The sequence below is a fragment of the Microbacterium sp. Kw_RZR3 genome, from assembly GCF_029222405.1.
Classification (GTDB): Bacteria; Actinomycetota; Actinomycetes; order Actinomycetales; family Microbacteriaceae; genus Microbacterium.
This window is the reverse complement of record NZ_JARHXC010000013.1, coordinates 1-7,250: the sequence shown is the minus strand read 5'-3', so window position 1 is coordinate 7,250 and position 7,250 is coordinate 1. Positions and strand designations below refer to the sequence as shown.

General features: G+C 72.0%; 9 protein-coding genes. 5 read left to right on the top strand and 4 right to left on the bottom strand.

Annotated elements, in window-relative coordinates; all coding sequences use genetic code 11:
* Positions 1 to 90: 90 nt before the first annotated feature.
* From P2P98_RS00405 to P2P98_RS00390, 4 genes are all read right to left on the bottom strand, one after another.
* Complete coding sequence (locus P2P98_RS00405; RefSeq protein WP_307384501.1) at positions 91 to 522, bottom strand: hypothetical protein; 432 nt, start codon at positions 520 to 522, stop codon at positions 91 to 93.
* A gap of 23 nt (positions 523 to 545) precedes the next feature.
* Positions 546 to 1,121 (bottom strand): HhH-GPD-type base excision DNA repair protein, encoded by a 576-nt coding sequence (locus tag P2P98_RS00400; RefSeq protein ID WP_275796111.1) that lies wholly within the window; start codon positions 1,119 to 1,121, stop codon positions 546 to 548.
* Between the two features lie 29 nt (positions 1,122 to 1,150).
* Positions 1,151 to 1,432 (bottom strand): hypothetical protein, encoded by a 282-nt coding sequence (locus P2P98_RS00395; protein WP_275796109.1) that lies wholly within the window; start codon positions 1,430 to 1,432, stop codon positions 1,151 to 1,153.
* Between the two features lie 360 nt (positions 1,433 to 1,792).
* A complete protein-coding gene (locus tag P2P98_RS00390; RefSeq protein ID WP_275796107.1) occupies positions 1,793 to 3,124 on the bottom strand; it encodes a glutamyl-tRNA reductase in 1,332 nt (443 codons plus the stop codon).
* 100 nt (positions 3,125 to 3,224) lie between these two features.
* Here P2P98_RS00390 and hemE point away from each other — a divergent pair, with 100 nt between their 5' ends.
* The 5 genes from hemE (at position 3,225) to P2P98_RS00365 (ending at position 6,986) form a co-directional block, all read left to right on the top strand.
* Positions 3,225 to 4,292: a uroporphyrinogen decarboxylase gene (gene hemE / locus P2P98_RS00385; RefSeq protein WP_275796105.1), complete on the top strand. Its 1,068-nt coding sequence runs from the start codon at positions 3,225 to 3,227 to the stop codon at positions 4,290 to 4,292.
* Positions 4,289 to 5,791 carry a protoporphyrinogen oxidase gene (hemG, locus tag P2P98_RS00380; protein ID WP_275796103.1) on the top strand — a complete coding sequence of 501 codons (1,503 nt, stop codon included), beginning with the start codon at positions 4,289 to 4,291 and terminating at the stop codon, positions 5,789 to 5,791. Before hemE ends, hemG begins: the two co-directional genes overlap by 4 nt.
* A gap of 111 nt (positions 5,792 to 5,902) precedes the next feature.
* The gene (locus P2P98_RS00375) at positions 5,903 to 6,304 is read left to right on the top strand and encodes a hypothetical protein (protein WP_058596533.1); all 402 of its coding nucleotides are present in this window, start codon (positions 5,903 to 5,905) and stop codon (positions 6,302 to 6,304) included.
* A 3-nt stretch (positions 6,305 to 6,307) separates the two neighbouring features.
* Complete coding sequence (locus tag P2P98_RS00370) at positions 6,308 to 6,718, top strand: phage holin family protein (protein ID WP_058596532.1); 411 nt, start codon at positions 6,308 to 6,310, stop codon at positions 6,716 to 6,718.
* Complete coding sequence (locus P2P98_RS00365) at positions 6,708 to 6,986, top strand: hypothetical protein (RefSeq protein WP_081319221.1); 279 nt, start codon at positions 6,708 to 6,710, stop codon at positions 6,984 to 6,986. Before P2P98_RS00370 ends, P2P98_RS00365 begins: the two co-directional genes overlap by 11 nt.
* Positions 6,987 to 7,250: the final 264 nt, after the last annotated feature.

Below are 7,250 nucleotides of genomic sequence, written 5' to 3'. Positions count from 1 at the left end.
TGCGGTTGAAGTTGTCTTGAGCGTTCTGCGAGGCGGCGACCGAGTAGTCGCGACGATCTGCCTGGTTCACCATGCGGGCGTCTCCTTCTCTCAGCGTGCGCCGAAGCGCGCGGCGTCGAACGACGAACCGGACTCGAGGCTCGTGGTCTCGTCGACCATGGCCGCCTCGCCCTCCTGGAACGAGCGGTCCATGCCCGTGATGCCGGTGAGCACCCCGTCGAGGGAGAGTTTGAGCTCGGCCGAGATCTCGTCGGTGCGGGACTTGAAGCGATCGAAGGCCGCGCGACCGGCGCCCTGGAACTGTCCTTCGAGAGGCTCTGCGGCCTCGAAGAGCTGGCGGACGAGCAGTGAGAGCTCGTCGCTCGAGCCCGATGTTGCCTTGCTCAGCACGCCCAGCGTGCTGGAACCCATTGCGAACTTCACGAGAGACCACCCTTCGGGTCGTGAATCGGGGATGACGAACGAGTCGACATTAATCAGGTCGGCACGGCCGAGGAAGCCGATGTGGATGACTCTCCCCAAACCCTCATCTTGGGGAGGAGGAGTCAGGAAGCGTTCTCGCGCGCTGCTGCTTTGGCCGCGCGCTTGAACTCGCGCACCTTGGTCAACGACTCCGGGCTCGTGATGTCGGCGACGGAACGGAACGACCCGTCCTCGCCGTACGGAGCGGCGGCGTCGCGCCACCCCGCGCCCGTGAAGCCGCGTTGTTTGCCCAGGAGCGCGAGGAAGATCTTGGCCTTCTGCTCGCCGAATCCCGGCAGCGCCTTCAGGCGCTTCAACACCGTCGCGCCGTCGGGGTCGTCGCGTGTCCAGATCGCCGCGGCGTCCCCTTCCCAGTCCTGCTCGATCGCGGCGCACAGCGCCTGGACGCGCTTCGCCATCGACCCCGGGAAGCGGTGCACCGCGGGAGACTGCGCGAAAGCAGCCGCGAAGGTGTCGGGGTTCTCATGCGCGATGGCCGCGGCATCCATCGATCCGGTGCGCTCCTGGATCTTGAGCGGTCCGGCGAAGGCGGTCTCCATCGCGACCTGCTGGTCGAGGAGCATCCCGATCAGCAGCGCGAGGGGATTGCTCGAGAGCAGGTCGTCGGCGGCGGGGTCGTCGGTGATGTGCAGGCTCATGCGTCCATTCTCGCGCGGACCCGCCCGGCTCACTCGGGCTCGGCGATCCACTTCCGCGCGAAAGGCACGGCATCCATCGTGTCCAGGTCGGCCGTGACCTCGGTGAGCTGTTTCTCGAAGTGCTCGACGTCTCCCGGCGGAAGCCGCTTCACGAGCGAGCCGTCCGCCCGTCGGATCACGACCTCGCTCACCGACGGCGCATCGGTCCCGGCGTCGAAGAGCCCCATGACCACCGTCGCGGCCCAGCGCAGGCCGTTGCCGGAGCGCTTCTCCCCGGCGACGCGGTACACCTCGGATGCGGGAGTGCTCATGGCATTCATCCTGCCCGACGGGGTGTCTGCTTCGTCGCCGACTTTCGTGCCAGCCGGAGGATCAGGGACGACCGGAGGATGGATGCCGGGGGCCGGTCCTCCGCTTGTCCCAGATCCTCCGCCGGTCACGCCCCCGCAGCCCGCCACGGGAGGAGTTTCGGCGGCGGGAGGGCGGATGCCGCGGCGGCGGTCCTCCGCTCCCGGAACCTCCTCCGCCGGCTCGCGGAACATGCCGCAGCCCGGTGCCGGTGCCAGCCGGAGGACTGGGGACGAAGGGAGGACGGATGCCGGGGGTGGGCCCTCCGCTCGGCCCAGGTCCTCCGCCGGTCACGGCGTGGCCCGGCCACTCGGCGGAACGCGTCAGCCCGCGTCGGCCACCGGACGCTCGGCGGAGGCCGTGGAGTCGGCGACCTCGATGCCGAACAGGGCCGACAGGGCGTCGATGTACTCGTCGGCGCGCCCGGTCTCGGCGAGCTCGTGCGCGCGCGTCGTCGGGGTGTGCAGCAGAACACCGACGAGGTGACGAAGAGCCTGCTCGGTCTGGCCACCCTCGTCGCCGCGGGCACGGACGCGCGCGACCTCGGCGTCGAGAACCCCGAAGACGTGCGCGCGCAGGGCGACGACGGCGGGGGTGATGTTTTTACGCTCTCCCACCGACACGAAGCGGCGTGCGGCGTCGCGGACCAGGTCGCGCGCGGCATCCGTCGCCTGCAGCTCTTCGAGCGGGGCGTGCAGGCGGATGGTCTCGAGGTCGAGCAGGTCGACGCCGGGCACCGTGGCGACGTCGGGGTCGACGTTGCGGGGCAGACCGAGATCGATCACCAGACGGCGACCGGAGTGGTCGACCGGGCAGCCCGTCGCGGCGGGAGCGGCCGCTTCGACCGCGGTGCGGCCCGCGGCGAAGGTCGCGGCGCTGACGACGTGGTGCTCGCTCGTCGTGCACGTGATCACGAGGTCGGCGTGTGCGACGGCCATGGGGAACGTCTCGGCCGACACGGCGTGCAGGCCGTGCTTCGCGGCGAACTTCGCGGCACGGCCCGAGGGGGAGTGCACCGAGATGTTCTCGGCGCCCTGGTCGCGGAGCGCGGCGACGGTCGCTGCGGCGTAGGCGCCGGTGCCGACCAGCAGCACGCGCTGCGTCGACCAGTCGGCGATGCGGCTGCTCGCGAGCTCGAGACCGAGGCGCACGAGCGAGCGCCCGGCGCGGCCGATCGCGGTGGAGTTCTTCACGCCGCGCTGAGCCTCGGATGCCCGCTGGAAGAGCCGCTCGAGCTCGGCCGACGTGGTGCCCTGTTCGCGCGACTCGGTCAGCGCGCGGCGTACCTGGCCGGCGATCTCGCCCTCGCCGACGACGACGGATTCGAGTCCGGATGCCACGGCGAACAGGTGCTCCGCGACCTCGCTGCCGCCGAGAACGGTGTACGAGCCCTCGAGCTCGCGAGCCGGGACGCCCGTGGCGCTCTCGATCGCGGCGAGGGTTGCTTCGACGCCGAGCGCGACACCCGCGGTGACCGGCTCGTCCATGTCGACGTACGCCTCGAAGCGATTGCAGGTCGCGACGACGACCGCTCCCTGCACGCACTCGCCGCCGTGCTCGGTGATCAGGGGTGCAACGGGGCTGCTGGGTACGCTGAGTCGCTCGAGGAGCTCGAAGGACGCGGTCTTGTGACTCGCGCTGACGCACAGCAGCACCCGATCATTCTACGCCCGGGGTGCGAGGGGTGTTCCGGACGGCCGCTCGACGTCGAGGCATCCCCTTTTCGCGCGTACGCCCGATGGGAGAATGGATGCCATGGCCACCCCCGATGCCCCCCTTCTGCGCGCCCTCCGCGGCGACCGTCCCGAACGGCAGCCCGTCTGGTTCATGCGGCAGGCGGGGCGCTCGCTCCCCGAGTACCGCGAGCTGCGCGTCGGGACCCGCATGCTCGACGCGTGCCTCACCCCGCACCTCGCGGCCGAGATCACGCTGCAGCCGATCCGGCGCCACGACGTGGATGCCGCCATCTTCTTCAGTGACATCGTCGTGCCGCTTCGCCTGGCCGGTGTCGACGTCGTGATCGAGCCCGGTCGCGGCCCGGTGTTCGCCGACCCCGTGCGCACGGCCGACGACGTCGCGCGCATCACGGCGATCGACCCGGACGACGTGGCAGCAGCCGCGGAGCCGGTGCGCGAGGCAGCCCGGCTCGTGACCGCCGAGCTTGACGACGCCGTGCCCCTGATCGGCTTCGCCGGGGCGCCGTTCACTCTCGCGGCCTATCTCGTCGAGGGCGGCCCCTCGAAGGAGCACCTGCGGGCGCGCGGCATGATGCACGCCGACCCCGCGTCGTGGCACCGTCTCGCGGGGTGGCTCGCGAAAGTCTCGCGCGCGTTCCTCGACGCGCAGATCGACGGCGGTGCGCAGGCGGTACAGCTGTTCGACTCGTGGGCCGGGTCGCTGTCGCCCGCGACCTTCCGCAAGTTCATCGCTCCGCACTCGCGAGAGGCGCTCGAGGGCATCGAGGTTCCGCGCATCCACTTCGGTGTGGGCACCGGGGCGTTCCTCGACGACATGCGCCTGGGCGGCCTCGCCGACGCGGTCGGTGTGGACTGGCGGATGCCGCTCGACGAGGCCGCGGCTCTCGTCGGCCCCGACGTGACGCTCCAGGGCAACCTCGACCCGGCGCTGCTCGGAGCCCCGTGGCCCGTCCTCGAAGCCCACGTCGACGACGTGCTCGCGCGCGGACGCGCGGCGCGCGCGCACATCCTCAACCTGGGCCACGGTGTTCCCCCCGACACCGACCCCGACGTGCTGACCCGGATCGTCGCGCACGCCCACGGCGAGCTCGTGCACGGCGAGCCCGAGCTCGGGGCGAACGCGTGAGCGACCCGCTCGCGCGCCTCGCGCGGCAGGCGTCCGAGACGCACGTCGTCGTGGCCGGGGGCGGCATCGCCGGCCTCGTCGCGGCGTGGGAGTGCACCAAGGTCGGGCTGCGCGTCACCGTCCTCGAGGCCTCCGAGGCCTTCGGCGGCGTCGTCCGCTCCGCCGAGGTCGGGGGGCTCACTCTCGACGTGGGGGCCGAGAGCTTCGCGACGCGCGGCGGCGTGGTCCGCGCTCTCCTCGACGAGCTCGGACTCGCCGACGCCGTCGTCTCGCCGAACCCGGCCGGGGCGTGGGTCGCGGGAGTGCCGGGGGTCGGGGCGGCTCCTCTGCCGAAGGGCGGGGTGCTCGGCATCCCGGACAATCCCTTCGCTCCCGACGTCCGCCGCATCATCGGGTGGAGCGGAACGTGGCGCGCCTACCTCGATCGCCTGCGGCCGCCGCTGACGATCGGGCATCAGCGCAGCCTCGGCACGCTCGTCCGCACCCGGATGGGCGCGCGTGTGCTCGACCGTCTCGTCGCGCCGGTCACGAGCGGGGTGTACTCCGCGCGACCCGACGACATCGACGTCGATCTCGCCGCGCCCGGGCTCAATGCCGCCCTCACCCGGACGGGCTCGCTGTCGGGCGCGGTCGCCGAGATGCGTCTCAGTCGCGCGACGGCGAAGCCCGCCGATGCTCCGGCCTCCGACGTTCCCGTCGCGGAAGGCCGCAAAGCGCCCGCTCCCGGCGGGGCCGTGCAGGGCATCGCCGGGGGGATGTCGCGCCTCGTCGACGCGCTCGTCGCCCAGCTGGTCGAGCTCGGCGTCGAGCTGCGCACGGAGGCGTCGGTCAATGCCTTCGAGCCGAACGGCACCGGGTGGCGCGTCGTGATCTCCGGGGACACCGACCCCCTCGACGCCGAAGCCGTCATCGTGGCGCTCCCCGAGGGGCCCGCCCGCGCGCTCCTCGCGCCCGTCGTGCCCGCGCTCGAGGGGGGCGACCCCGTCGCCCCGGTGGTCGAGGTCGTCACCCTCGTGCTCGACGCGCCCGTGCTCGACGCCGCTCCTCGCGGGACCGGCGTGCTCACCGTGCCCGGAAGCCACGTGGCGAAAGCCCTCACGCATTCGACGGTGAAGTGGGACTGGGTTCGGGATGCCACCGCCCCCGGCATCCATGTCGTCCGGGTGTCGTTCGGAGCCCAGGGCGAAGAGCCCGCGACCGCCGACCTCGACGACGACGCCGCGGCGCACCTCGCGCTCTCGGAGGCGGCGGCGATGTTCGGCGTCGAGCTGCCGGCATCCACCCTCCGCGCCGCGCGGCGCGTGCGCTACGTGCAGTCGCAACCCGCGGCCACCATCGGTCGCGCGGCCGAGACCGCCGCGGCCCGCGGCGCAGTGCACGCGGTGACGGGCCTCGGGGTGACCGGGGCCTGGGTCGCGGGGACGGGGCTCGCCCAGGTCATCCCCGACGCGCGCGCCGAGGCGGACCGGGTCCGCAGCGCCGCCCTGTGGCATCACTGACCGGCGCTCTCCTCGCGGAGATGTCGCGGTCTGTCAAGGGCGGATGCCGGAATCGGAATACGTGACTATCGTGAGAGTCGACCAGCACTCGATCGAGCGTGAGGAGACCCCATGAGGGGCAAAGCAGCACTCGTCGTCGGACTCGTGGCGGGCTACGTGCTCGGTGCACGCGCGGGACGCGAACGGTACGAGCAGATCAAGGCGCAGGCCGAGAAGGTCTGGGAACAGCCCGTCGTCCAGGGGCAGGTCGAGAAGGTCAAAGCCTTCGGCGTCTCGGCCTTGAAGTCCGTGCCCGGCGTGGTCTGGAAGGGCGCGAAGTCGGTCACCGGCGCCGCAGCCCAGTCCGGCACCGCCCAGGAACGCGCCGAACGGGCTGCCAAGGCGGCCAAGCAGTCGGCATCCGAGGTCGCCGACGTGGTCGAGGACTCGGTCGACGACGCGAAGCAGGCCGAGAAGACCGCGACCACGCGCGCTCGTGCGGCCAAGAGCGGCTCCACCTCGTCCGGGAGCTGAGGCATGACCACTCCTCGCGGGTTCCGCGATCGCTCCGACGACAGCCTGTTCACGCTGATCGGCGACATCCCCGAGCTCGTCCGCAACCTCGTCATCGCCGAGATCAACGGGGCGAAGGCGTGGGCGCAGCGCACGGCGAAGGACGCCGGGATCGGCGCTGGCTGGTTCGTCGGCGCGTTGATCGTGGTGTTCTGGGCCGTCCCCGTGTTCTTCGCGTTCGTGATCGCTCTGCTGTCGCTCTGGCTGCAGGTGTGGGCCGCGGCGCTCATCGTGTTCGGCGTGATGATCGTCATCACCGCGGTGCTCGCGCTGCTCGGATGGCTGCGGTTCAAGAAGCTCTCGAACCGCGAGAACCCGGGCGAGGCGATCGCCGAAGACGTCCGCATCGTGAAGGAGGCCGGCAGTGAGTATTGAGCGTCCCGTCCCCGTCCCCCGCACCGCGGTGCCGCTTGGCATCACCGACCCGGTGCAGTCCGCGCGCGCGGAGCTGAAGGCGGCGCTCGCCGCCCTCGAAGAGAAGGCGAACATCCCGCGTCGCGCGAGCGAGGCGGTCGATCAGAAGATCCGCGACGTGCGCGAGAGCGCTCAGCGCAACCCGGGCGCGGCCGCAGCGGTCGTCGCCGGTGTCGCGAGCCTCGTCGGTTTCGCGGTCTGGGGCATCGTCCGCGCGTACACGCGCTGAGTTTCCCCGAGGCGGCCCGTTCCTCTGTCGGGGGCGGGCCGCTTCGTCGTCCGGTTTCGGGCGGGCGTTCCGGATACCGCGGGCGTGCCGTCGTGCGGAGTTCAGGCCCGACATGCCCCTGGCGACCCCCGGGTATCGGCGTGTCGGCCGCGGACTCCGCCTGACGGTCCGCCGTGGGCCGGTCGCCGTCGCCTCGGTTCCGGATGCCGAGCGCGTGCCGTCGTGCGGAGTCCTGGGGCGACGCGCCGCTGGCGGCCCGAGGGT

Coding starts and splice junctions, on each gene's coding strand:
- P2P98_RS00400 (WP_275796111.1), bottom strand. CDS start 1,121: ATGAGCCTGCACATCACCGACGACCCCGCCGCCGACGACCTGCTCTCG.
- P2P98_RS00395 (WP_275796109.1), bottom strand. CDS start 1,432: ATGAGCACTCCCGCATCCGAGGTGTACCGCGTCGCCGGGGAGAAGCGC.
- hemE (WP_275796105.1), top strand. CDS start 3,225: ATGGCCACCCCCGATGCCCCCCTTCTGCGCGCCCTCCGCGGCGACCGT.
- P2P98_RS00375 (WP_058596533.1), top strand. CDS start 5,903: ATGAGGGGCAAAGCAGCACTCGTCGTCGGACTCGTGGCGGGCTACGTG.
- P2P98_RS00370 (WP_058596532.1), top strand. CDS start 6,308: ATGACCACTCCTCGCGGGTTCCGCGATCGCTCCGACGACAGCCTGTTC.